Source organism: Myroides injenensis M09-0166 (genome assembly GCF_000246945.1).
Taxonomy (GTDB): Bacteria; Bacteroidota; Bacteroidia; order Flavobacteriales; family Flavobacteriaceae; genus Flavobacterium; species Flavobacterium injenense.
The window spans coordinates 74,707-99,940 of sequence record NZ_BAEX01000001.1 but is presented as its reverse complement, the minus strand read 5'-3'; the positions used below and the strand labels follow the sequence as shown (position 1 = coordinate 99,940).

The following is a 25,234-nucleotide window of genomic DNA, read 5'->3' as shown; positions in this document are numbered from 1 at the left end:
CAAACAACTATGAATAAATATATACTCACTTTAGCACTCTTGTGTTCTTTTTCATCCTTAAAAGCACAAGAAGAACTATCGTTAAAAAAGGCACTTCGTCATGCTTTAGAATATAAAGCCGAAGCCAAACTAGCGATTTTAGATATTGAGAATAGTTCCTACCAGATTGAAGAAGTACGCTCGAATGCGCTACCTCATCTAAATATAGAAGGAAATATAGTCAATAACCCCTTAATTCAAGAGCTACCTCTTACATTGGGTGGGCAGACACAAATGATTCCAGTTAATTTAAAATGGAATTCTCAAGCTACAGCTACAGTTACACAAATGTTATTTAACCAAGCTGTTTTTATGGGATTAAAAGCTGCACGCACTGCAAAAGATTTTTACATCATTAATAAAGACTTAACTGATGAACAAATCATAGAGAAAGTAGCTACTGCTTACTACCAAGTATTTCAGTCAAAAGAAATGCTAAAAGCACTTGAAACTACTGTAGAAAGTACCAGTAGAATAAAAAACATTATAGAAGAACTACACAAAAACGGATTAGCTACTCAAATAGATTTGGATAGAACAAATGTTGCATTAAGTAATCTAAAGGCACAGAAACAACAGGTTTTAAATGCAATAGAATTACAAGAAAATGCACTTAAGTTTTTGATAGGAATGGATTTGAATCAACATATCACTTTATCACAAGACTCTTTTGACATTGATGAAACAAAAATACTTGCTGATAGTAATGTTGACAATAGAACAGAATTACATCTATTAGAAAAACAGAAAGATTTGTTGCATTACAAAAAGAAAGCAAGTTTAGCTGATTATTATCCTTCACTTGCAGCCTTTGGTTCTTTTGGATATCAAGGTTTAGGTGACAAATTCACTTGGGGAGGAAAACCGTCTGATGGCGTATTTTGGACGAATAACGCAATGGTAGGTGTTAGTTTAAAAATTCCCGTTTTCAACGGTTTTGAAGTAAGAAGTAAAGTACGCCAAGTGAACATTGAATTAAAAAAAGTGGATGTTGAAATTGAAAACACAAAACAAGCATTAGCATTAGATTTTACAAATGCTATTACTTCTTTAGAGAATGCTTTAATTACTATTAATATCCAAAAAGATAATGTGGCATTAGCTAAAAATATTCTAAGCAATATTCAAAATAATTATAAACATGGACTTGCTTCATTAACGGATTTATTGAATGCAGAAAATGCCTATACTGAGGCTGAAAATAATTATACCACTGCGCAATTAGATTATAAACTAGCAGAAGTACAAGTAATAAAAGCACAAGGAGAATTAAAGAAATTGTTAGATTAATTAAAACAATCGATTACTATCATGAAAAAAATAATAACATCACTAGTACTAATCGTATTAATCGGAGGTACTGTCTTTATACTTACAAATAATAAATCCAAAAACGATAAGGAAACAGCAATTGTCTCTCAAAAGAGTACATCTGTATCTGTTCGAGCAGAAAAAGCTGTCATAAAAAAAATTGATGCAAGTTATAAAGCCAATGGTAACTTTGTACCTGAAAATGAAGTAACCCTATCTGCTGAGACACCTGGAAGAGTAATCAAACTTTTAGTAGACGAAGGTAGCAAAGTTACGAAAGGGCAAACCTTAGCAATTATAAACCCTGATCAAATCAATGTTCAATTACAAAATGCAGAAGCTGCATTAGCAACAGCAACAGCAGATGCAGCAAGATTTGAAAGTGCTTACAAAACCGGTGGGGTAACTCAACAGCAATTAGATCAAGTTCGTTTAATGCTAAAAAATGCCGAGGCAAACGTTAAATCGGCAAGACTAACAGCTAATGATGCTAACATAAAAGCACCAATTAATGGTATCATCAATAAAAAATATATTGAACAAGGTGCTTTTGTAGGACCTGGTGCTCCCCTATTTGATTTAGTAAACGTTAGTAAACTAAAATTACGTGTAAACGTTGATGAAAGTCACGTGGCTAACTTGGCAGAAGGCGACATTATCAAAGTAAAAGCAAGTGTACTTCCCAATGATTCTTTTTCAGGAAAAATAACTTTTATTGCCCCAAAAGCAGATGCTGCCTTAAATTATCCAGTTGACTTATTGATAGAAAATAATCAAAACTCAAAATTAAGAGCTGGGATGTATGGTTCTGCTTATTTCAATTCAGAAAACGACCAAGATACTCCGGTATTAATTGTACCAAGAAATGCTTTTGTGGGTAGTGTAAGTTCTAATTTAATCTATATAATTGAAAATGATGTAGCTATTGCTAAAAATGTAGTATCTGGAAGAAACTTCGGCGATTTTGTAGAAATTCTAGATGGACTTAAAGAAGGAGATACAGTAATCACTTCAGGACAAATTAACCTTACAGATAATACACCTGTATCAATCATTAAATAATGTCTAACATAGGACTTTTCACATGAAAATAGCAGAAATATCAATAAAACGCCCAAGCATAATCATAGTAATGTTTATTGCTTTATTATTGGGAGGGCTATTCAGTTATAAAAACTTGAGTTACGAGCTTATCCCTAAATTCGAGGTGAACGTAATTACAGTTGCCACAGTATATCCAGGTGCTTCTCCATCAGAAATTGAAAATACAGTTACAAAAAAAATAGAAGATGCAGTAGCATCGCTAGAGAATGTCAAAAAAGTAGAAGCTATGTCTTTCGAAAGCTTATCTACTATTATGATCTACTTAACTTCTGAAGCAGATGTCGATCTGTCGTTAAATGATGCTCAAAGAAAAATAAATGCAATATTAAAGGATTTACCAAAAGACGTAGATCCACCTTCTTTGCAAAAATATTCTTTAAGTGATTTACCTATCTTAACATTAAGTATTACAAGCAGCTTAAATGAAAAAGAAGCTTATGACTTACTTGACAAAAAGATTCAACCTATTTTCTCTCGTATCAATGGAGTTGCTAAAGTTGAACTAATAGGTGGAGAAGAGAGAGAAATACAAGTTTCACTTGATCCCAAAAAATTAGAAGCGTATGGGCTTAATGTACCTATGGTACAACAAATGGTTCTTGCTTCCAATTTAGACTTCCCTACTGGTAACGTAAAATCACAGGATAAACAAACTCTAATACGTCTAGCAGGGAAATATAAAGATGTAGAAGAAATGCGAAATCTAGTGATCGCTTCTCAAAATGGAATTGATATTAGACTAAAAGACGTAGCTGATGTACAAGATGGCATTAAAGAAATTGAAAAAATTGCAAGATTAAATCAACAGTCTACCATCTTAATGCAAATTATAAAACAGTCAGATGCAAACGCTGTAACTATTAGTGAACTTACAAGAGAGACAATTAAAGAAGTTGAAAGTAACTATAGTGATGTTAATCTAAAAATAAACATTGCAAATGACACTTCTGAGTTTACATTAGAAGCTGCTAATGGAGTTATGTTTGACTTATTCTTAGCTATTGTATTAGTAGCCTTTGTAATGCTATTTTTCTTACACAGCTTCAGGAATGCACTTATAGTAATGGTAGCAATTCCATTATCATTAATAGCTACCTTTATTGGTCTATATCTTTTTGGCTATTCATTAAACTTATTAAGTTTACTTGCTTTATCCTTAGTAGTGGGAATATTAGTAGATGATGCGATTGTTGTAATTGAGAATATTCACCGCCATATGGAAATGGGCAAGAATAAAGTTCGTGCATCTTATGACGGAGCTAAAGAAATTGGCTTCACCGTGACAGCAATTACATTAGTAATTATCGTAGTATTCTTACCGATTGCAATGTCTTCTGGATTGGTACCTAATATTATCAAACAATTCTGTGTCACTGTTATTATAGCAACAATGTTGTCACTGCTTGTATCTTTTACAATTGTACCATGGTTATTCTCTAGATATGGAAAAATAGAATTTATAAAACGTTCTTCTATTTTTGGAAAAATAATATTCGGATTTGAAAAAGGTTTAAATGCTTTTACCCATACTATTTCTGATTTATTAGTTTGGGCATTAAATTCTACAAAAAACTCTATTATCGTAATGGTAATTGTTGCCATCACATTCTTTACTTCTATTGCTTTAGTGCCAATAGGGTTCATTGGTTTTGAATTTTTGCCAAAAACAGATAAAGGTGAATTCTTAATTCAATTGGAATTAGAGAAGGATGCTTCGTTAGAACAGACAAATAAGATAACACAAACCGTAGAAGAATACATTCGACAAAAACCTGAAGTAGTAGATATGATTACTACAGTAGGACAATCGTCAGAAGGATATGGTGGAATACAAGCCACAAAATACAAATCTGAAATACAAGTTATTCTTACTGATAAAAAGGAAAGAGATGAAAGTTCGTTTATATATGCAGCCAAACTAAAAAATGAACTAGCCCCTATAGTAGTTGGTGCTAAAGTAAAAACTGTTCCTGTCGGATTAATAGGTGCAGAAGAGGCTCCAATATCACTTACTATTACGGGACCAGTTCTTGATGACGCTATGGATTTCGCTCTACAAGCAAAAGAAATTCTAGAAAAGACTCCAGGTGCAATGGAGGTCAAACTGACAACTGAAACAGGAAGTCCAGAAATAAATGTACAAATCAATCGTGATAAGATGGCTGCATTAGGGCTAGATATGTACACAGTAGGGATGACAATGCAGACAGCATTTAATGGTAATACAGACGGTAAGTTTAGAGCAGGAGAATATGAATATGATATCAATATTCGTTTTCAAGATTATGCAAGAAGCACTATTGACGACGTGAAAGATATTTCCTTCGCAAATAATAAAGGGCAAAATATCAAATTATATCAATTCGCAGACATTAACTATAGTTCTGGACCATCGGTTTTAGAACGTAGAGACAAAAGTCCATCAGTAACTATTAAATCTCAATCAATTGGTCGTTCGCCTGGACAAATTGCAGATGAATGGGTAGCTCAATTTGACAACCTGACTATTAAACCAGGTGTAAAATATCAATGGTCAGGGACTATGGAAGATCAACAAGAAGGATTTGGAACATTGGGTATTGCTTTACTAGCAGCTATTATATTAGTATATTTGGTTATGGTTGCCTTATATGATAGTTTCACGAAACCATTCATCGTGATATTCTCTGTACCCCTTTCTTTTATTGGAGCTTTATTAGCCTTGGCAATAGCCAACATCTCTTTAAATATCTTTACGATACTAGGTGTTATTATGCTAATTGGATTAGTGTGTAAGAATGCTATTTTGCTAGTTGACTTTGCGAATCATCGCGTACAAGCTGGGGACAGTGTACATGATGCACTAATTGCAGCAAATCATGCGCGTCTACGTCCTATTTTAATGACGACGATTGCGATGGTAATAGGTATGGTACCTATTGCACTTGCAAATGGAGCTGGTGCTGAAATGAACAATGGTTTAGCTGTGGTAATTATAGGGGGATTACTTTCTTCCTTATTGCTAACTTTAGTTATTGTACCAATAATCTATTCAATATTTGACAAAATAGGTAACAAATTTGGAAAGAAAAAAGATGTTGATTACCAAAGTTTAATGACAGCAGATTATGATGTAAATGAAAACTTTGTAGACGAATATGTATCAGAAAATCTAAATCATAATAAATAGTTTAAATTCGTTATTTAACCATCATTATGTTTAGTAAGGGGACTGTTTTTAGTATTTAAAAATAGTCCCCTTTTCTTTATTTAACAATCCCCTTATGTAACAATAGAAGTACACATAATTAGGATAGTATTAATATAAATTCTAGTCGTATTCTTATATTTTTACTTTATTATTAACCATTGCTTTTTGTAATAGTATAAGTAGCTATTACTATTCATATCAAACTCATTAACTGTGTCTAAAGATTACATCCAAATTTATTCCTTAACTGATATAATTAAAAGATATCAACACAAGCTAACTGACAATAGATTAGCTATTTTTGATATTGGACCTCGACAAAATCAATATTTCATATTAAATCGACCATATCAGTTTACTACCTTTGGTCTGATTATAGTAACAGGTGGTGAATGTGAGATTACTATAAACTTAGAACCGCAAGTTGTCAAAAAAGACGATATGCTTGTTATTCTTTCATCTCAATTTTTTGAAATAAAACAATTTACTGATGATTTCGCGGTCAAAGCTATATTCATAGATGCAGACTTATTCTTAGAAGCGGGATTCCATATAAAATCACATAACTTATTAAACTTTCTTTCTTCTCAGTATCCAAAAGTAATTACATTACAGAAAAAAATTAGAATAGAAGTTACTACTATACTCAAGAGATTAAATCATTTAATATATAGCAAAGAACACCTTTTTGCAAAGCCTTTAATATTACATTATTTCTCAATCTTAATGTATGAACTCGGTAATTACTATACTAAATCACAAGCTCAATCTATCGGTAAACGCCAGCGAAAAGAAGAGATTGCCAAGAATTTCCTATTCCTAGTTTCCTCAAATTTCAAGAAACAAAGAAGTGTACAATTTTATGCTGACACTATGTTTATAAGTAGAAAGCACTTAACTAAGATTGTTACAGATACATTTCAAAAAACACCAAAGCAAATTATTAGTGAATCAATCATTCTCGAAGCTAAAGTATTACTAAAAAATCCTGCAATTACAATCTCTGAAATAATCTCTATTTTAAATTTCCCAGATGCTTCTATGTTTAGTAAATTCTTTAAAAACCATACTAATATGTCCCCTACAGAATTTAAAAACTTACACTAATACAATATCACAATGCGTCTTTTTTACAAGTTTAGCCGTTTAATTACCTAACTACTATACGCTATTTTTTATAAACTTTGTGTACCAAATAACGACAACAAAAATAAATAAACTATCATTTTCTTTTTGATAGCTTTAAACTCAACTCAATGTACACAGATAAACAACTATATGCGCAAATAACGGCTATTGGAGGATATGTCCCTGACAATAGACGTACTAATGCTGATCTTGAAAAGATATCAGACACTACAGATGATTGGATCATTAAACGTACAGGAATAAAAGAACGCAGAATATTAGAAGACGGTAAAGCGACTTCCGATATGGCAGTTTTAGCGTTAGAGAATCTAATTAGTACTTACAATAAAAAACTAGAAGATATAGATGCACTCATCATTGCTACTTCTAGTCCAGATATGCCTATGCCCTCTACTGCGAATATTATTTGTGGTAAATTAAACTTAGATAATGTCTGGGCATTTGATATCAATGCAGCATGCTCAGGCTTTCTATATGCCTTAGAAATGGGAGCTACATTAGTAGAAAGTAAAAAATATAAAAATGTAGTAGTAATAGGTGCAGATAAAATAAGTGCCTACGTAGATGTTCTTGATAGAAGTACTAATATATTATTTGGAGATGGTGCTGGTGCAATATGGTTAGAACCTCATCCTACACAAGGGATAATAGATGCTCTACTACTTAGCAATGGAAAAGGACAAGAATATTTAAACATAGAGGGTGGAGGTTCTCTATATCCTTTTAATATTGGCAATAATCAGCCAAAACAGTATCTAAAGCAAGACGGAAAAGTTGTCTTTAAAAATGCTGTTCGATCCATGTCTGAGGCTTGTTTATCAATCTTAGAACGAAATAATATAAACATAGATAATGTTAATTGGTTAGTTCCTCACCAAGCTAATAAACGCATTATTGATGCAGTAGGAAAAGAAATTGGGATAGCAGAAGAAAAAGCTTTAAATAATATTGCTTATTATGGCAACACTATTGCAGCAACAATACCATTGTGTTTATGGGAAAATAAAGATAGAATTAAAAAAGATGATCTATTATTATTAACGGCTTTCGGAGCAGGATTTTCCTGGGGAGCAAGTTTATTAAAATGGACATTATAAAAAAGTAAAAAAGCTTTTATCTGATTGATAAAAGCTTTTTTATATACAATTCTTGTATTCAATATAATAATCTATATTAATTCTATAGGAAATTCTATTCCATTTTTCATCAAATAAGCCACAAGCTCTTTGTGCTTCATTTCAATTTCATTTGAACATTCACAAGCAATTGGACATACTGAAAACGGAGAGATTTCAAGAATCTTAGCAATCTCATTTAAAACGTCTGTTTTTAATTTTGTTTTACCACTTTCTATATCTGAATATGCCTTCTGTGAAATTCCTAATTTCAGAGCAACGTACTCTTGAGAAAAGCCTAAGCTCTTTCTTCTATCTTTGATTCTATATATATCCATACTTTTCCCATTTTACTATAAAATATACAAAACAATTTTTATAACTATTTGTGTTACAAAAGTACTACATTTATCTTAATCTATAACTAATTCCAAAAACAATCTACAATTATTGTAAATATTTCATTACTAATCAATTTTATTAATCGCATTTTAACAACACTTCAATCATTTAGATATGTTAATTGAGAATAATAATCAAATACTAATAATGCCCTTATATTACTAAAAAAGAAAACATTTAAGCGATAAAGTTCCAACCTATAAAAGTGTCCATTTTTGAAAAAAAGGTGTACGATAATGAACACTTTAAATATTCAAATAAAAAATAATACTCTACAAATCAAACATATACAAATCTATTCTTCATTGGCACACAAATAGAAATATAGTTATTAGATAAAAACAATAACTAATGAAAACAATACTAACTTTAACTGCTTCCCTTCTATCTTTAACTATTTTGTTTGCACAAAATAAAATTAAGGGCTCTGTACATCTTACTAATGATAATCCAATCGAAATTGCAGAAATTTATTTATTGGATGCAAATGGTAACTTATCCTATCAAACAATTACTGATGAACAAGGAAATTTTGAATTAAATGACATTACAACTAATCACTATTCATTTCAGCTCTATAGTTTCGGTACAAAACATATTGACAAAGGTTTAGATGTTGATAAGGATATAGATATGGGGATTATCAAAATCGAGAATACCACTGCATTAGATGAAATTGTAGTCAATGCACAGCAAAAAGTTTATGAACGAAAAATAGATAGAACTATTTTTAATATTGAAAATACTGTTCATGCTACAAATAATGATGCTACTGATTTACTAAAACTTACTCCTGGCTTAAAAGTGGATAGTGAAAATATCTCTATGATAGGAAAAAGTAATATGCGCGTAATGATAAACGAAAGGATGGTTCAGTTATCTGGTGAAGCATTATTAAATTACTTAAAAACACTTCCTTCTGAAAATATTAAAAAAATAGAAGTTATTACTACTCCCCCTGCAAAATATGAAGCAGAAGGTAATAGTGGACTTATCAACATAGTGCTAAAAGAAGCAAAAGAAAATGCTTGGAGTAATCAAATTAGCTCTGGTATTAAAGCTAGTGATAAAGCAACTTGGAGACTTAGCGAAGTTTTTAACTACAATAAAAACAAAGTATCTATTAATGCTGGCATAAATGGGACAACTGGATATAGTCAAGTATTTGAACACTCTACTTTAAACTATCCTAATGAAACTTGGGAAGGTACAAACAGAAGAACTAGAAACAGAGAAGGCTTCTCTGGCAATTTTCAAATTGATTATAAACTAACAGATAATGCAACTATAGGAGGACAATACTTTGGAGGAAAAAGTACCCCAGGAGAAACAGATCGCAGTGAATACGATGTTAATAACTTTGTAGATAACTACCTTAAATACATTAAAACTACTGGAAAAAACACAGATAATGTTAACAATCATACTGCAAATATTCACTATATTCAAAAGTTTGATACAGTGGGTACTAAATTAAATATAGACCTAGATTACTTTGTATTTAATAGCGATAGAACACGTGTTTTCAACACATCTCAACAATATGTTGATAACATTGTTAACAATCCTTATAAAGCTAAGTCTTTAGGAGATCAAAACATTGAGAATTACAGTGTAAATATTGATATGGAACAACCGCTAAAATGGTTTAAACTTTCTTATGGTGCTAAAGCAAGTTTTGTAAAGACAACTAACAAAACAAATTTCTTTGATTTATCATCTGGAAGTCCAGTAGAAGATGCAAAACAAAAAGACAACTTTGAGTATAAAGAAAACACACAAGCTTTTTATGTAAATGGTTCTAAAGAATTTAATGATAAATGGCAAGCTCAAGTAGGACTAAGATTAGAAACTACTCAGACAACAGGTATTTCTAATACGTATGCAACCAAAAATACAAAAGACTATACTAAAGTATTTCCTACTGTATATGTGACCTACAATAAAAACGATGATAATACTTTCTCTATGAGTTATAACAAAAGAATTAGCAGACCTGGTTTTTGGGAATTAAATCCTTTCCGTTGGTATATTAATGAGTTTAATTACGTAGAAGGTAACCCAGAAATACAACCTGCTTATACAGATAACATCGAATTTACACATACTTATAAAAGTAAGTTGACAACGACAATTAGCTATAGCAAAACAAAAAACATTTATTCACAATACTCATTAATCAACCCAGAAACGAACACTCAAGTACATTTAAGAGATAATATATTTGACAGCTCAAACTTTAATGCGAGTATTAGCTATGTATTTAATACTTTCTCATGGTTGCAGTCACAAACCTCTCTTTATACATTCTATAGTGATTACAAATTAATTAAGGATCTTCCTCTACCAACTAAAAGTAGCTGGGGTACTTATTTCACAACAAATAATACCATTCAATTAAATAGTGAAAAAACAGTACAAGCACAAGTTGACTTCTGGATACAACCACCTTTTAAATCAAATATGTACGATGTGGAAACAGGATATGGTCTAAACTTAGGATTAAAATATGCATTACTTGACAAAAAACTTAATATGTCTTTATATGTAAATGACATATTAAATACATCATCACAAGACTTTAAAACCTCATCTAATGGAGTAAAACAATCTTACAACGTTTACTATGACAACAGATATGTAAACTTTGGGCTTAGCTACGTATTCGGAAATTCAAAAATAAAGGTAAAAGAGCATCAAGGCGGAAATAAAGAAGAACAAAACAGAAAATAAATAGAACAGAATAATACGTATAGTTTTATAGAAAACTATACGTATTTCCTACATATCCTATATTGTGAATAAGTATGTTGATAACAGTTTGTAACTATTTGATAAAATTAGCTACTAATACTATTAGTTATCAACATTTACAATTAAAACAAAGCAACATAACACATTGAATTTAAATACTTTTACAAGTAACAACTATTTTAAAACTAAAAAAACTAACAACATAAACCACCTTATCAACAATATAAAATCTAATGTTTATAACTATACTAACTATAGTTAATAACTAATAAAAATAACTATGAAAACAACACTTTACACCTTTCTTTTATTCTTATGTTGCATCACTATAAATGCACAACATAAGATAGAAGGAAGAATACTTGAAAAAAACGACACACCTATTGACTATGCAGAAATACAACTTCTTCAAGGTGAAGATAAGTTAGTATCACAAGTCTTTACGAATACAGATGGAATCTTTAAAATAGAGAATACCCCTAGTGGAAACTATACTTTAAAAGTAATTTACCTTGGACAAATATTAAACCAACAGAAAGTAGCACTCTCTAATAATATTGATTTAAAAGATATTATAGTGGCTAATGATCAAAAGTTAGATGAAATTGTATTGCAAGCAGAGAAAAAACTTGTCGAAAGAAAAGTGGACCGCCTAGTGTATAATACTGCCAATAGTATTGCTTCTCAAGGAATGGATGCTATAGAGGCTTTATCTAATACGCCAATGGTAAAAGTAGTGGATGACAAAATTAGTATAGTAGGAAAAAACAATGTATCTATTATGGTAGATGATAGACCACTCTATCTATCAGGAGATGCACTTACTAATTATTTAAAAACATTGCGCTCAGATGATATAGAAAAGATTGAAGTAATTACTTCTCCACCTGCAAAATACGAAGCCTCTGGTAATAGTGGAATCATAAACATAGTAATGAAAACAAATAAAGCCATGGGAGTTTATGGAACAGTAAGTGGCTCTTATTCTTATAATAATAAAATTAGTTACGGTACTAATGGAAGTATTAACTACCAAAACAAAAAATGGAACATCATGCTTAAAGCTAATAAATATGATGGCAAATATCAAAGTGAGAATAGGTTTACTTATATGGATTCAAAAAGTGGCTATAGTAGTGAATCTACAAATACTGGAACTTATAAAAACACAGGCGCAAATCTTACTACTAACTATCAAATTAATGAGAAGTCATTGATAGGAATGTCTTATAACTTTACGAGAGCAACAGGAGATAATGATAATATGAATAGCACAGCATATTCAAGCTATCCTTTTGCACAAATTGACTCTTTAATTTCATCCACAAATATTGGAGATAATAGTAATAATTACCATACCGCAAATCTATTTTATGATTTAAAGCTAGATACCTTGGGAAGTAAATTATCAATCGGTGCTAATTATTTCTCTACCGCTCCTGAGAAGACAACAACTATAAAAGATTACAATGCTGTAAGTACTGTAAAGAACCAACTTTATTTTACCAATGAATTAGACTACAGCGTATGGAGTGCAAATACAGACTTAGCGTATAAATTGTCATGGGCAGATATTGAAGTAGGAACAAAATATACTTATTATGATAACAAGTCTACTGTAGATTATTTTAATTTCAAAAATTCAGAATATCACTTCGATAACACTAAGAGTAATCGATTCAATTATCAAGAAGATAACTATGCAGGATATTTTAGCATTAGTAAACAATTAAGTGAGAAGTGGCAAGTAAAAGGAGGGCTTCGTTATGAATATACTGAGGCTAAAGGAAATCTATTAGATACAAACGAGAAGTTTACAAAGTCTTATGGTAAATGGTTTCCTACCGCATACGTTTCGTTTGATCCAAATGATACACATTCATTTAGCTTTAATTACTCTAAGCGAATCAACAGACCTAGTTCTAATATTCTAAATCCTTTTAGATACTATACAAATGTCTATTCCTATGATAGTGGAAATCCTGAACTAAATCCAGCAATAACTAATAATTACGAATTAAGCTATGTATATGACAGTGCTTTATCTTTTACGTTAAGTTACTCGCATTTATCAGATTCCTTTGATCAGTTATCAATCTATGAAAGTGGCATAATGTCTAGTAAATATTATAATATGCTTAATACAGATTACTATGGTATAGATGTTTCTTACAGTAATAAAGTATTCTCATGGTGGGAAACAAATACAGGTGCAGATTTTTATTATACTACTTCCTATTATAACACTTCTGATGCACCACAAATACCTCAGAACGGTAGTACTTTAAGTTATTATTCTATGAATACATTTAATATTAATAGTGCAAAAACACTCAAATTATTATTAAACTGGAATCATACATTACCTAATAAAGAAGACAATACGAAATACAATAAATATCAAACACTAACATCGGGTATTAAATTAAACTTGTTAGATAGTAAATTAAGTATAAACACGACTATATACGATATATTTAATACAGGTAAAGCAAGTGGAACGATGTATTATCACAATAACACGCAAACCTTTTCAAATAAGTGGAATTCTAGAAGATTTAATCTAAGCGTATCCTATAATTTTGGAAATACTAAAAATAAAAAAGAAATCATAGAAGCCAATTTTGAAGATAAGAACAGAAGCAATTAGTTAGTTAGTTTTGTATTAATCCCTTTGTGTATAACTACCAAAGGGATTTTTCTATATCCATACATTCTCTTCTTTTACATATTCATTTTCCAATTGATTAGAAAGGGAAAGCATTCTACTTCTAAGTAATTCCTTACGACCTTCGAGCGTTCTCGTAAAAATAATGCGATGAGGTCCTACTACTTCACCCCATCTTTTCGCAAAATACTCTACCATTTTCTTATTACTACCTAAGCAAGCTGGCACAGCATGATAATCATGTTGACTATTGGCATAAGCTAAAAATGATTGACGTTCAATAACATATCGAGGGTTGTCAATTGGAGAAAGCAACTCTCTCATACAGTCAACAAATAAGTTCCCTTCTATTACCGTTACACCTTGTAAAACACAATAAATATCTCCCTTAGGATATACTTTAGCTATAATCTTCACCTTATCCTTAGGAGTTTTAATAAAATCAAATGCGCATAAACTATCCACTAATGCAATGGCTATATTTTTAACATCTGAACTTATATCAACATATTTTTTTGCTAACTTTCTATTCTTTCTATACTGTCCTATAAACTTATAGAACATAGTAAGCATTACAATATTTGCCCCCCATAATAATATTCCTCTTAGATTCACACCTCCCCATAAAACCGCTTTAAAGAATAGCGTAGCAATCTGATTACCTACAATCGTAAATAAAGCTAAAGCTATTGAATATCTAGAATACCTAATTGTCTTTTTAGTATAGAACTCTTCTTGTTCTTTATGGGTTGTACTATCGTTAGTAGGAATATAGGGAACAGTAATGGTATGTACTAAATTAACTCCTTTCTTGATAGCACTTTCCCAACGTTCTTTCATTTGTGAGCGCTGGCGAGCAATGTGAAAGAAATAATTATTCTGGTCCTTGATTTCTTCTTCCGATTTTAATGTAGTAGGTAATCCTAACCTACCTGTTCCATTACTGATAATCACATCCTCAATAGCATCGTGATTAGAAATACCCACAAACCCCTTAAATCTACGCGACAATACAGTCCTATCATTTCCCCCATCTTCTACATAGGGATCCAAACATACAAGATGCCAGATATTAGCCGTTTTATAAGGATTCCCTCTCTGTGAGCGAATAGCACGACCTCTCATCTGATTAGATGAAACAAAAGAACCGACAACACTCGCTAGGATTAAACTATTAATTGACGGAGCATCCCATCCTTCTCCCAATAATGATTTTGTACCTATCAATACTTCAATATATCCCTCTTCAAATAAACGTGTAATGACATAGATTATATCTTTTTTTGAAGCATCATTTACTTTTACTTCTAAGTAGGAATTATCATATTGTAAAGGGCTAAAAACAGCCTCAACAGCATTTCTAGCAATAAACAGTTCTATAAACCTCTTCTTAGCATTGACGGGAATAAAAACAATAGAACCTGTAAGTACACCCATTTTAATCTTTTCTTGAGCATATCGTCTCAAATGCTCAAAAATAGGTATAACACCTAGTTTACTAATGACACTATCGTTTACATCTTTTTGTACATGATACTCTTTTCGAATATAATCTGATAAAATCACCATGCGCAAATCATCTCCTAAAACTCGATGCTCAAAATTGACTATATCTAATACACTACCTAACTTATTAATACTAGATGTCAGAAAAGCACTTTCTTTATTCGAACTTGTAAAACATATTTGGCGATGTTCCATTGCGCCATATCTTCTCAATCGATGGATTAGCTTTTCTATTTTTTCATCATAAGTTTCTTGGCTATCTTCTTCCTCTTCCTCATTTGAAACAATAGAAGATTCTTCATCTTCATTTTCGAGCTCATATTCACTAAGCATTTCTTGTTCTTCAACAATAACATTTTCCTCCTCAGTAACAATAAAAGTTCTCGCTTTAAAACAATAAAAATTCAATAGCTTTTCCATCCACAAATAATTCATAGGTGGAATTACGGCATCAATATTACCCACTACCTCTAGGAGTAAATTATCAACCTTGCCTCTGTAATCGTTGATGAGGACAATACATGAAATATAAACTTCTAAATTTTCATAAATCCACTCCAGATAAGATAGGGGCTCACTAATGAAAGGCAATTGTTCCACATCTTTCACCAGCTCCTCATCTTTGCGTAACTTCTGAAAAATAATATTCACCTTCTCGCGCATTTCCAATATTGTACCTCTCTCCTCTGCTGCAGGCATATTAAAATAAATGAAGTCCTGATGTGGGCAAAGATCACCCTCCGCTACAAGTTCAGGTACAAAAATCTCATCATCTATAGGACCATTTAGAGAAATATAGCGCCCCCACTCAAACCCACTTACATCGTAAGGAGGTGTAGCTGTTAATCCAACTATTACTGGTTTTAAATTCTCTTCTAAGTAATCAAGAGATTTCCACCATTCCTTTTTTAGATGATGTGCTTCATCAACGATAATAGTCTTTACATTTAACTTTTTTAAAGCATTGACTATTGAATTTGCATTTCGATTAGAAACCGTTTTACTCGTCTTCTTAGTCTCTTGCTCTTCTTCTCCTGCCTCCTCTTCCTCTGCCTTTAAGTTATTGAAAGCAGCATGAAGCCCTTGATAGGTAGAAACTGTCAAAAATTTAGGCGTATACAAATCCTTAGATATCCACTCTGGCACATTATCAACTTGTAAAAACAATTCGCAAAAACGTTCTACCCATTGATCCCTAACTGCTAAAGTAGGTGCCAGAATTAGAGTAGGTTTATTTAACCTCAACATAACTTCTAGCCCCAACACTGTCTTTCCAGAGCCTGGAGGAGCGACAATATGTAATTTATTATCACCTAGATGTTTTTTTAACTCGTCTAATACACGCTGTTGATAAGTACGCCAAGAATATTTAAAAACTATTTTATCAGGAAACTCCTTCATTAATTTCTATTTTAAAAGAAAAGAGACAAAACCATAAATACAATTTACTCCATGTCACTTAATTACTATACAAAACTACATTTAAAAAATTCTCATAATAAGCCTTACTTACTTTTCTTCCTCTTTTTTCTTAAAATTTCTACTCTTTTCCCATTTCTTCTTTTTATTTCTATTTTTTTCCTATCATAAAAAACAGAATATTTTAATAAATAGCCTATTGGACTCAACTAATAATTATTATTTATAAAAAAAGTAAGACTCTATTTTTATAAAAATGAAGGTAATATCATTATAAAAAGCTAGATGTAATGCACTATCTGATTTAGAATTAGCTTCTAAAAATAACTATACTAATCATAAGATAGTGGATAATGATACTGCCTTGATCTCTATTTGATACCACAATGATGCCGCTATTTTTATAGGTTTTACCGGTATCACTGCGGCATCATCTACCAAAGAGCATTACTATTACAGTAAATTTTCTGCTTAACACTTTGATTTTAATATTCATAAATGCAGACAAAACACAAGCCCTTTTATTATCTAAATAGTAATGAATCCATCTAGAATATAGTAAAAGAGTACCTATTACTTTATTGAATTATTTTAATCCAATATAACGCCACTGACTTATTATATTTTCTAAACTAAAAGAATACCCTCAAGGTCGCTATGAGATTATAGTTCCCCGCCTACTACTATAGTTTTCGCTAATTACTTACTCAATAGCAAGGACTATAAAGTTTAATATCTAGATGACTTTTGAGGTTGTCATTTTATAATTAGGCAAGGGTATAAAACAAAACAAGTAGGAAATTAAAGATAACTTCCCACTTGCTGCTTTCAAGAATAACAAATAATTGTTACTATAACTCGGCATTTCTGCCGACTATTTCATTAGTAGTAGATAATTGTTTTAAATTATCTAATGTTACATATGCAATTTGCGTTAATGCCTCATCAGTAAAAAAGGCTTGATGGGCAGTTACTAACACATTTGGAAATGAAGTTAATAACTGTAATCTTTCATCTTCAAGAATTGTTCCAGATAAATCACGGAAAAACACATTCTCTTCTTGCTCATACACATCAATTCCTAAAGCTCCAATCTTTTTATCTCTTAGACCCTGTATAGCTGCGCGCGTGTCAATTAATTTACCTCTACTGGTATTAATTAACATTACCCCATCTTTCATTTTTGCTATATTCACTCCGTTGATAATATGCATTGTTTCTGGAGTTAATGGGCAGTGTAGCGAAATAATATCAGACTTCTCTAGGATTTCATCTACATCTACATATTTAATTCCCTCTTTGATAAGCTCTTCATTAGGGTATAAGTCATAAGCTAATACTTCTGTTCCTAAAGCTTTCATCATTCTACAAAAAACAGCACCGATATTACCTGTCCCGATTACACCTGTCGTTTTCTTATAGATATTGGTACCTAATAGTCCATTTAGTGAGAAGTTTTGCTCTCTTACACGGTTATAGGCTTTATGAATTTTTCTGTTTAAAGTAAACAACATTGCTAAAGTATGTTCTGCAACAGCTTCTGGTGAATAAGCAGGTACTCTACAAACTTTAATACCATGAGCATGTGCAGCATCTAAATCAACATTATTAAACCCTGCACAACGCAAGGCAATATATTTTATGTTTTTCTCAGCGAGCTTTTCAATTACTGTAGCATCTACTATGTCATTCACAAAAACACAAACCGTATCAGTACCTTTAGTAATAAGATTTACTGTATGCTCTTCTAAAGAAGTATCAAAGTACTCTAATTCGAAATTAAAATCCTTATTACACTTATCGAAGAAAGTAATATCATAAGGTTGTGCCGAAAAAAATGCAATTTTCATAATGAAACTGTTTTATCTATTAATTTTATATAAATACATTTTTGTATTTGCAAAATATTCATACTTACACTAGCGATTACTCCTTATTTTGCTTAATAAAGTTAGGTATAATTATCCATATATTCTACTTAAATCGCACTATTTGCCTTTTATAATTTTGCAGACAAATCAAAATGCAAAAACAGATTACATAACTGTCTGAGACTATAATATTTTCGCTAGTTTACACACTATTTCCAATAATTTTTCATTATTTTGTAACTTTTCTAATAATCAATTTTAATAGGCTATTTCAATAGACAACAATGATCGCAAAAATTCAACTTAAACTTAATAATGACGTCCTTCTTACTGTAATAAAAATGGTTCAACAAACAGATGATTATCTAGTTGAAAACGTTACAGATGCCTTATTAATTAGTGTAAAAGAAGACCTGATAAACAAGTTGGAAGACAAGGCAAAAAATATACAAAAACAAGTTTCAATTCTTGATCATAATAAAAAGCACTCAATGGTTTTAAAATACCATGAGGCTTATACTCTATATAAGTTGTTAGATGCTGTAGAAGCAAAGCAACTTTTCAACGATAGCCCTCATATTAAAAAAATTAAAAGATTAATCAACGAGCTACATAACAAAGTAGACATATTTGCGAAAGAAGGCGATTTTATTGATACTGAAGAAGAAATTATTGAAGATCATAATTCTGAAATAAATAGTCCTATACAAGTAGAGCCTATTCTTTTCTCATTTGATTTCGAGCAAGACAATACTTCTATTGATGAGATAGAAACTACTGAACAATTAGAGCTCAATGCTGTTGAGGTAGATAACGCACAAGATATTGTGCCAACAGAAACTACTGAACAACTTGACTTCAATGCTATTGAGGTGGATAATGCACAAGATATTATACCAGCAGAAACTACTGAACAACTTGACTTCAATGCTGTTGAGATAGATAATGCACAAGATATTATACTAGCAGAAACTACTGAACAATTAGAGTTTAATGCTGTTGAGGTAGACAACGCACAAGATATTGAGCCAACAGAAGCTACTGAACAACTAGAGTTCAATGCTATTGAGTTAGATAACGCACAAGATATTGAGCCAACAGAAACTACTGAACAATTAGAGTTCAATGCTATTGAAGTAGATAACGCACAAGATATTGAGCCAACAGAAGCTACTGAACAACTGGAGTTCAATGCTATTGAAGTAGATAACGCACAAGATATTGAGCTAACCGAAGCTACTGAACAACTTGACTTCAATGCTATTGAGGTAGATAACGCGCAAGATATTGAGCCAACAGAAACTACTGAACAATTAGAGTTCAATGCTGTTGAGGTAGATAATACATCACAATTTAACTCTGTGAGTCAACCAAATTTCAGTGAGTATTTTGCTATTCAGAAACAAGGATTAAGCAATGTAGAAACTATTCCTACTCCTTCAAATAATATTAATGAAAGTGAGAGCGAATTAGCCACTACAATATCTAATATAAAAGAAGGCATAGAACAAGCAGAAAGAGAAACTGCAAAAGACGTTATGCAGATTGAGATATTTGATGTACTCGATCTTGACAACAAACCTCTAGAAAAAGACACTAAAACTAAAGCTGACAAGAAAAAAGAGAAGAAAGAAAAAAAATCTGATTCTCAAGAAGGTCAAATAAGCTTATTCTAATAATACAAATCCATTCTAAAATAGAGTGGATTTTTTTATTTTGGAAATAGCTATAATAAATAGCAATAATCGGATTTTTAAATTGATAGCATTTCTATTACTTTGTATATCAAATATTAATTGTCATGGACAAACAAGCAGCTATTAATTATAAAAGAATTTCAGAAGCTATTGACTTCATTCAACAAAACTTTAAGACACAGCCTTCTTTAGAAGATATAGCGGCTAGTATTCATCTAAGCCCTGCACATTTTCAAAGATTGTTTAGCGAATGGGCAGGTACTACACCAAAAAAATTCTTACAATATATCAGTGTGCAATATGCTAAACAGTTATTAGCGGATCGACAAGCTACATTATTTGATACTGCAATAGAAACAGGATTATCGAGTACTAGTAGACTTCATGACTTATTTATAAATATTGAAGGGATGACTCCTGCAGAGTATAAAAACGGCGGGAAAAATCTAGTGATCAATTATAGCTATGACAACTCCCAATTTGGGGCTATATTAATTGCATCTACTGATAAAGGTGTCTGCTATATGGCATTTATAGAAGAAGGAATGGCCGCCTTTGATGCATTAGTTATGAAATTCCCTAATGCAACTTTTAAGCAAGAGAGAGATTTGCATCAACAAAATGCTTTGGCTATTTTTCAAAGAGATTGGACAGAATTAAGGAACATCAAACTTCATCTAAAAGGAACTGATTTTCAATTAAAGGTATGGGAAACTTTATTAAAGATTCCATTAGGTAATCTATCTACCTATGGCAAAATTGCAGACCTAATAGGAAACCCTAAAGCCTCACGAGCTGTCGGTACAGCTATCGGCAGTAATCCTATTGCTTATTTAATTCCTTGCCATCGTGTAATACAGACCTCTGGACACTTTGGAGGTTATATGTGGGGACCTGTAAGAAAGACAGCAATAATAGGTTGGGAAACAGCACTTACTAATGATACTGACCTATTCGAGAATAATTTCTAATATAATAATTGAAAAAATGAATCTATTTGACTTAGAAGCAGACGCTACGCAAAACCTCCTTCCTTATCAAGGGTGCGTAAATTATTATGGTAAAATTATTTCTTTTGATTTAGCAAACCATTATCTCAATCAATTACTTCAAGGAATAGAATGGAAGAATGATGAGGCAATTATATTTGGAAAAAGAATAATTACCAAACGAAAAGTTGCTTGGTACGGTGATCAGCCTTTTTCCTATACCTACTCAAATACAACCAAATTTGCCCTGCCATGGACAAAGGAATTACTTGAACTCAAACAATTAATTGAGAAACAAACTGGCGAAACATTTAATTCTTGCCTCCTAAATCTTTATCACAGCGGCGATGAGGGAATGGCGTGGCATAGCGATGGAGAAAAAGATCTAAAGAGAAACGGTGCTATTGCCTCTGTAAGCTTTGGCGCTGAACGCAAATTTGCCTTTAAACACAAAGATTCAAAAGAAAAAGTAGAATTACTATTAGAACACGGAAGTCTGCTAATAATGAAAGATGAAACGCAAACTTATTGGCTACATCGCCTTCCTCCAACAAAAAAAACACAAATGCCTAGAGTTAACCTTACATTTAGAACTATTGTTTCAAATAAATAAACCTCTACTTAGTCTATCGCTAATAATTCATTTAACTCTTTGACAAAGTTTGAGTTTTCATTCCTCTTATCAAACGATGTTGCATAATGATAAGCACGCGCTTTAAAGTGCTGATAAAGCTCTTCTAAATCGTAGATACCTTTTTCGTTATAATACGGTAAATATGAAGGAAAGTTAAAATGACGCTGCCCTTTTTCTTGTAATAAGCACGTAGCATACTTGACAAAGAAGAAACTATAAAAATCTTCTGCCTCGTGCTCATAGACGCAGATTTCTTCAAAGTAATCCCAACACTTCTCATCACCATATTTATACAATAAATACATATATAGAATTCGCGCTCTTATATGAGTTATACAATCATCCTCATCATAACTTATAATATGGTTTGTCGCTAAATCAAAGTATTCTTGAAAGCGTTCATCCTTTACTTTATAAAACTCAAAAGCAAAAAGTACATAGGCTTCAAAAGCTGTATTTACGTATTCAAACCGATTGTGAAATAAGTCCTGAGCTACAACATACGCTTCATCATATTTTTTACATGCTAATAAATTGTTAGCCTTTAAAGCGGTTTCGAATAATAAATTATTACTCATCTCATCCAAGCTACATTGTTCCATCTTAGCAATAATATCACTAGCCTTTTTATACTCTCGTAAATGTTGGTACCAAATCCCCATTATTTGATAATACCCTCTACTACTGTAGCCATTATTCAATAAACGTTGATGAAAATCTTCACCTATATGCATGAATTGTTCTTTAGATATAGAGTAAGAGCCATACGAAATAGCAAACATCCACTTATATTCATACATAAAGTCATTCTCATCAAAATAACCTTTATTAGCGTCATTAATGTCAAGTATCCAACTAAAAGCAGGATAGCTTAATACTGAGCGCGAAGTAAAATTCTCTGTGTTAATCAACAAAAGTCTAAGATCAAATCCCCAATCAATATCATTGTGTATATCAGCAATCTGAATTGCTTTTTTAATCAATTGTAAACGATCAGCAACCTTAAGAGTGTCTTCTATCTCTAATATAACTTTTTGAATATCTAAAACGTAACTCATTGAAAACCTTCTACTATTTATTATTGAATACATGTATAGAACTACCTCTATAATAAAAAAACATCATGTATATTACTCAACAAAGTTAGATAGTTTAATTCTATTGTTCTACCTATCATTGATAAACTTTTTATTACAAAAAAAAAACGAGCACTTAAAGTACTCGTTTAGTTTCTATCTTTTATTGAAGCATTTTATCTACTTCTTCTTTAAAGTTTTTATTTCCATTACGCTTATCGAATCGATCTGCATAATCATAGGCTGTTTCTTTAAAGTAATTATAAAGCTCGTTTAAATCATATATACCATCTTCTTTATAATATGGTAATTGAGAAGACAAGTGCAATTCTTTCGTCCCTCCTTGTTTCATAACAGGCGCTAAATAACGTGCAAAATTATAAATATGTAAGTCCTCTGCTCCTATCTGCCATTCTGAAATACGTTCAAAAAATGTCCATAACTCAGGATGATTTACTTTGTGCATATAAGCAACTAATTGTGACATAGAATACCCCACTGAACTATCATATTGATCATGTGCATGATATTCTTCTAATGCTTTGTCAAAGTAGATAGAAGCGCGCTCATCTCCATACTCTTGTAGTTTATATGCAAAACAACAAAAAGTTTGGAAAGGCATTGAGTAGCAAGTAAGCTTCTTATTAATTAGATCTTGAGCTTTTATTAAAGACTCATCTATATAACCTTGATCTAGTAAAGTTTCAACCTTTGTGTCTAACTCACAAGCAGGGCAATTAGTCATATCATCTATAATTTCAGCATCCGCCAAATCAATATATTCTTGCGCTAATTTAAAATCTCTTAAATGTAAAGCTAAACCAGTCATTACATTGTAATAAGCTCTAAGACTAAAACCATTCTTAACTAATCGCTTCTTTAAATCTTCACCTATCTCTAACACCTGCTCCATAGGAATAGAAGCATTGCGGTAAGCTGAGCAAAACATCCATTTATATTCCCATAAAAACTCAGACTCATCAAAGTAATCTTCGTTTGAATCACTCGCGTTTAGGATCCACGTAAAAGCTGGGAAACTTTCTTCACATTTAGAAGTATTTCGCTCTTGTCTAATTAGGTCAAGCCTTAAATCAAATCCCCAATCAATATCATTGTGTTGATCAGCAAGTTGTATTGCTTCTTTAATTGCAATTACTTTGTCACTAAACTTTTGAATTTCTTCAACTTTCAGTAGTATCTTTTGGATTTCTAAATTGTAATTCATAGTTATTTTATTGATCTAATTTCTTTATTTAACGAAATAAACTCCTGTGAACAAAAAGTTGAGCCATTTCTCTTATCAAATTGTTGTGCTAATGTTGTAGCTAGATTTGCGTAATAATCAGCCAAGACATTTAAATCATATTGATTATCCATCGCATAAAAAGTTAGCTTAGGAGAAAGACTTAATTCTTTTACTCCCCCTTGCTTGCATATTATAGCCATATGACGACTAAGCATAAATTGTAAATCATCTTCTGCATTGATTTCCCAATCAGCTATACGCTCATAAGTCGACCACAACAACTCATCTTCTAATAAGTACATCGTATACATTAAACGAGTCATACTATAAAGCATCGAACTATTTATTTCGCGTAATCCATCCATTGCTGATTTTGCTTTGTCAAGATAAATAATAGCTCTCGGATCTTTTGCTCTAGCCATGCAGTAAGCCATTGCACAATAAGTTTCAAAGGGTAGAGCAAATGCACTTAACTTTTTAAGTTCCATCTGTTCCATCAAGTTTATCGCCTCATCAAATTTCTGCATAAGCACTAAATTCTCAATGCGATAATCATATTCCATTGCTTCTACATTTTCTTCGTCAAAAGGCTCTTTCATTGCAAGTTGAATATATTCTACTCCTTTGTCGAAATCACCTAAATTCTGCGCAAACTCAGCCATCGTAAAATAATAACCTCGCTTGGAGAGTTCATTGCGATCTAATCGCTGATACAAATCATCCGCAATAGCATTGATCTGATCTAATGTCATGAGAGAATTACTATAAGCAGAACACAACATCCATTCGTACTCTAATAAAAAATCTGCTTCTTCAAACTGTTCTGGATATTGATCACAAATATTTAATATCCATGCAAAGGCAGGAATACTCTCTATACATGCAGAGGTAGAACGCTCTTCATGAATCAAGTCATATCGCAAATCAACTCCCCATTCTAAATCTCCGTTTCGATCAGCTATCTGAATGGCTTGTTTATAAATATTAATAATGTAGTTTACATTATTAATATGCTCTTCTATCTCTAATAGTAATTTTTGAATTTCTAAACGATACATGCAGTA

16 protein-coding genes are annotated in these 25,234 nt (G+C 31.6%); 10 read left to right on the top strand and 6 right to left on the bottom strand.

Annotation, left to right across the window (positions count from 1 at the left end; genetic code table 11):
• Positions 1–9 precede the first annotated feature (9 nt).
• From RH98_RS00445 to RH98_RS00425, 5 genes are all read left to right on the top strand, one after another.
• Positions 10–1,329 carry a TolC family protein gene (locus RH98_RS00445; RefSeq protein WP_010249272.1) on the top strand — a complete coding sequence of 440 codons (1,320 nt, stop codon included), beginning with the start codon at positions 10–12 and terminating at the stop codon, positions 1,327–1,329.
• Positions 1,330–1,350: 21 nt separating this feature from the next.
• A complete protein-coding gene (locus RH98_RS00440) occupies positions 1,351–2,412 on the top strand; it encodes an efflux RND transporter periplasmic adaptor subunit (RefSeq protein ID WP_010249270.1) in 1,062 nt (353 codons plus the stop codon).
• A 22-nt stretch (positions 2,413–2,434) separates the two neighbouring features.
• On the top strand, positions 2,435–5,623 hold the full coding sequence (locus RH98_RS00435) for an efflux RND transporter permease subunit (protein WP_026038644.1): 3,189 nt from the start codon (positions 2,435–2,437) through the stop codon (positions 5,621–5,623).
• 234 nt (positions 5,624–5,857) lie between these two features.
• Positions 5,858–6,751: a helix-turn-helix domain-containing protein gene (locus RH98_RS00430; protein WP_010249267.1), complete on the top strand. Its 894-nt coding sequence runs from the start codon at positions 5,858–5,860 to the stop codon at positions 6,749–6,751.
• Between the two features lie 149 nt (positions 6,752–6,900).
• Complete coding sequence (locus tag RH98_RS00425; protein ID WP_010249265.1) at positions 6,901–7,890, top strand: beta-ketoacyl-ACP synthase III; 990 nt, start codon at positions 6,901–6,903, stop codon at positions 7,888–7,890.
• Positions 7,891–7,961: 71 nt separating this feature from the next.
• On the opposite strand, the gene RH98_RS00420 is transcribed toward RH98_RS00425, so the two are convergent.
• Entirely contained in the window at positions 7,962–8,246 is a 285-nt protein-coding gene (locus RH98_RS00420; protein WP_010249263.1) for a helix-turn-helix domain-containing protein, read from the bottom strand.
• Between the two features lie 415 nt (positions 8,247–8,661).
• On the opposite strand from RH98_RS00420, the gene RH98_RS00415 reads away from it, so the two are divergent.
• Together RH98_RS00415 and RH98_RS00410 are read left to right on the top strand one after the other, a co-directional pair.
• Positions 8,662–11,043, top strand: coding sequence for a TonB-dependent receptor domain-containing protein (locus tag RH98_RS00415; RefSeq protein ID WP_010249261.1), 2,382 nt, complete (start codon positions 8,662–8,664; stop codon positions 11,041–11,043).
• Between the two features lie 301 nt (positions 11,044–11,344).
• Positions 11,345–13,714, top strand: coding sequence for a TonB-dependent receptor (locus tag RH98_RS00410; protein WP_010249260.1), 2,370 nt, complete (start codon positions 11,345–11,347; stop codon positions 13,712–13,714).
• Between the two features lie 51 nt (positions 13,715–13,765).
• Here the strand turns inward: RH98_RS00410 and RH98_RS00405 are convergent, their stop codons facing one another.
• Both RH98_RS00405 and RH98_RS00400 read right to left on the bottom strand, forming a co-directional pair.
• Positions 13,766–16,639 carry a DEAD/DEAH box helicase family protein gene (locus RH98_RS00405; RefSeq protein WP_010249259.1) on the bottom strand — a complete coding sequence of 958 codons (2,874 nt, stop codon included), beginning with the start codon at positions 16,637–16,639 and terminating at the stop codon, positions 13,766–13,768.
• 869 nt (positions 16,640–17,508) lie between these two features.
• A complete protein-coding gene (locus RH98_RS00400) occupies positions 17,509–18,507 on the bottom strand; it encodes a 2-hydroxyacid dehydrogenase (RefSeq protein ID WP_010249258.1) in 999 nt (332 codons plus the stop codon).
• A gap of 305 nt (positions 18,508–18,812) precedes the next feature.
• Here RH98_RS00400 and RH98_RS15945 point away from each other — a divergent pair, with 305 nt between their 5' ends.
• From RH98_RS15945 to RH98_RS00385, 3 genes are all read left to right on the top strand, one after another.
• Complete coding sequence (locus RH98_RS15945) at positions 18,813–20,204, top strand: hypothetical protein (RefSeq protein WP_026038643.1); 1,392 nt, start codon at positions 18,813–18,815, stop codon at positions 20,202–20,204.
• A gap of 125 nt (positions 20,205–20,329) precedes the next feature.
• The gene (locus tag RH98_RS00390) at positions 20,330–21,196 is read left to right on the top strand and encodes a methylated-DNA--[protein]-cysteine S-methyltransferase (RefSeq protein WP_010249256.1); all 867 of its coding nucleotides are present in this window, start codon (positions 20,330–20,332) and stop codon (positions 21,194–21,196) included.
• 16 nt (positions 21,197–21,212) lie between these two features.
• Positions 21,213–21,827, top strand: a complete 615-nt coding sequence (locus RH98_RS00385) for an alpha-ketoglutarate-dependent dioxygenase AlkB family protein (protein WP_026038642.1) — start codon at positions 21,213–21,215, stop codon at positions 21,825–21,827.
• Between the two features lie 8 nt (positions 21,828–21,835).
• Here the strand turns inward: RH98_RS00385 and RH98_RS00380 are convergent, their stop codons facing one another.
• The 3 genes from RH98_RS00380 to RH98_RS00370 all read right to left on the bottom strand — a co-directional run bounded on the left by RH98_RS00380 (position 21,836) and on the right by RH98_RS00370 (position 25,228).
• Positions 21,836–22,906: a hypothetical protein gene (locus tag RH98_RS00380; protein ID WP_010249254.1), complete on the bottom strand. Its 1,071-nt coding sequence runs from the start codon at positions 22,904–22,906 to the stop codon at positions 21,836–21,838.
• Between the two features lie 181 nt (positions 22,907–23,087).
• Positions 23,088–24,149 (bottom strand): hypothetical protein, encoded by a 1,062-nt coding sequence (locus tag RH98_RS00375; RefSeq protein WP_010249252.1) that lies wholly within the window; start codon positions 24,147–24,149, stop codon positions 23,088–23,090.
• 2 nt (positions 24,150–24,151) lie between these two features.
• Positions 24,152–25,228 carry a hypothetical protein gene (locus tag RH98_RS00370; RefSeq protein ID WP_010249250.1) on the bottom strand — a complete coding sequence of 359 codons (1,077 nt, stop codon included), beginning with the start codon at positions 25,226–25,228 and terminating at the stop codon, positions 24,152–24,154.
• Positions 25,229–25,234 lie beyond the last annotated feature (6 nt).

What these genes read in the sequence shown, in the direction of transcription:
- RH98_RS00410 (WP_010249260.1), top strand. Translation starts at nt 11,345, where the DNA reads ATGAAAACAACACTTTACACCTTTCTTTTATTCTTATGTTGCATCACT.
- RH98_RS00405 (WP_010249259.1), bottom strand. Translation starts at nt 16,639, where the DNA reads ATGAAGGAGTTTCCTGATAAAATAGTTTTTAAATATTCTTGGCGTACT.
- RH98_RS00375 (WP_010249252.1), bottom strand. Translation starts at nt 24,149, where the DNA reads ATGAATTACAATTTAGAAATCCAAAAGATACTACTGAAAGTTGAAGAA.
- RH98_RS00385 (WP_026038642.1), top strand. Translation starts at nt 21,213, where the DNA reads ATGAATCTATTTGACTTAGAAGCAGACGCTACGCAAAACCTCCTTCCT.
- RH98_RS00370 (WP_010249250.1), bottom strand. Translation starts at nt 25,228, where the DNA reads ATGTATCGTTTAGAAATTCAAAAATTACTATTAGAGATAGAAGAGCAT.
- RH98_RS15945 (WP_026038643.1), top strand. Translation starts at nt 18,813, where the DNA reads ATGATCGCAAAAATTCAACTTAAACTTAATAATGACGTCCTTCTTACT.
- RH98_RS00380 (WP_010249254.1), bottom strand. Translation starts at nt 22,906, where the DNA reads ATGAGTTACGTTTTAGATATTCAAAAAGTTATATTAGAGATAGAAGAC.
- RH98_RS00445 (WP_010249272.1), top strand. Translation starts at nt 10, where the DNA reads ATGAATAAATATATACTCACTTTAGCACTCTTGTGTTCTTTTTCATCC.
- RH98_RS00425 (WP_010249265.1), top strand. Translation starts at nt 6,901, where the DNA reads ATGTACACAGATAAACAACTATATGCGCAAATAACGGCTATTGGAGGA.
- RH98_RS00420 (WP_010249263.1), bottom strand. Translation starts at nt 8,246, where the DNA reads ATGGATATATATAGAATCAAAGATAGAAGAAAGAGCTTAGGCTTTTCT.
- RH98_RS00415 (WP_010249261.1), top strand. Translation starts at nt 8,662, where the DNA reads ATGAAAACAATACTAACTTTAACTGCTTCCCTTCTATCTTTAACTATT.
- RH98_RS00440 (WP_010249270.1), top strand. Translation starts at nt 1,351, where the DNA reads ATGAAAAAAATAATAACATCACTAGTACTAATCGTATTAATCGGAGGT.
- RH98_RS00400 (WP_010249258.1), bottom strand. Translation starts at nt 18,507, where the DNA reads ATGAAAATTGCATTTTTTTCGGCACAACCTTATGATATTACTTTCTTC.
- RH98_RS00390 (WP_010249256.1), top strand. Translation starts at nt 20,330, where the DNA reads ATGGACAAACAAGCAGCTATTAATTATAAAAGAATTTCAGAAGCTATT.
- RH98_RS00435 (WP_026038644.1), top strand. Translation starts at nt 2,435, where the DNA reads ATGAAAATAGCAGAAATATCAATAAAACGCCCAAGCATAATCATAGTA.